The organism is Paraglaciecola sp. MB-3u-78 (assembly GCF_002835935.1).
Lineage (GTDB): Bacteria > Pseudomonadota > Gammaproteobacteria > Enterobacterales > Alteromonadaceae > Paraglaciecola.
Window position 1 is genome coordinate 1 of sequence record NZ_PJCF01000036.1, and the last position, 1,301, is coordinate 1,301.

Consider the following 1,301-nt stretch of genomic DNA (forward strand, 5'->3'; position numbering starts at 1 on the left):
AAAGTACCCAAGCGCTCATAACGCACTACCTGATTATTTTCGCTGAACTGGGCATTAAAGCGCCGCTGGCTGCCAGTGCCATAATCGAAGGTCAGAGGGTTCATGTTCTCGTCATAACGAGAGGCATACATAGTGTTAACCCCCACATTGGTTTGCCCAGAAGTAGGACTTTGCGCCAGCACAGTAGGTTGCCTGTCATCACGGCTACCATCTGCCGCCGTGTAGAAATAAGTCGCACGAGCGCTGTTTTGTCTGTCACCATCGGTATCCTCGATGTCGCCAGACAGCCATAAATAGTAACGGGTATCCGCGTCTAAGTCGGTATCCGGAACCACTTTTAGCAGATTGGTACTGGCATCAAAGCTTGCTGTGCTTGGCACATCACTGAAACCATTGTCTGCGTTTTGTAACCTGACATTGGCACTGGTCAAAGTGGCGCTATCTAGAGCCTCGGTATACAACACAAAGAGGTTTGGATTGACCGGGACACCGGTTTGACTATTACCAGGGTAATAAGCACTGATATTAGGACGGGTACCCACTAAATCACCACTGACCCCCGTTCTGAAGTAGGCGTTGTAGTTGTTCAGTGGGTTACCGGAATCATCGGTGGCCGCAGAGCTTAAGAAGATCTGTACATAGCGGTTTTCAGTGAAGGGGGTATCTTTGGTGAAACGTATGGTACGACCATCACCTAATACTTCCAGCGTACCTTGATCATCAATCAATACGCCGTCTTCGGTAATATGGAAGGCCTCATCGATGCTGCTGACATCCATAGGCTCAGAGGTGTAGAGCAACAGTTCATCTAGGCCTATCCAACCACTGGAGCCATTGGTGGGAATTTGACGACTGATAGAGGGTCTGCCAGTGTCGTTATCCAATACGCCTGTCATAAAGGTGCTGACATAAGGCGCCAGGGCATTACCGGACAAGTCCAGCACATCGTCGGTCATAATGACGCTTATTAGACTTGACCAAGGCTTGTTGGCAGACAGGGTAACCTGACGACCATCGGCAGACTTGAACACAGAGGGCCGGACTACAGCACCGTTAACAAACAAAGCAATATTGTTACTGTTAACCGTATTGGGGTTCATTGGCTCACTGAAGTTGATCACAATGTTGCCGTTTGGATTAATGTCGACACTGTCCTGTTGAGGTGAAATCATGGTCACAGTGGGTGACTGGTTATCCTCCACAGCTTCAGTGGTGAAATAATAATCACCGTAATAATTCTGATTGCCGACCAAGTCGAGGACCCCCCAGCGAATTTCGGTGCGGTATCTGGTTCCCCCGCG

1 protein-coding gene is annotated in these 1,301 nt (G+C 49.2%); it reads right to left on the minus strand.

What is annotated here, in order from left to right; translation table 11 throughout:
* Window positions 1-1,301: Ig-like domain-containing protein (locus CXF95_RS26175; protein ID WP_198556713.1), on the minus strand; the 1,301-nt coding region annotated here is incomplete at both ends.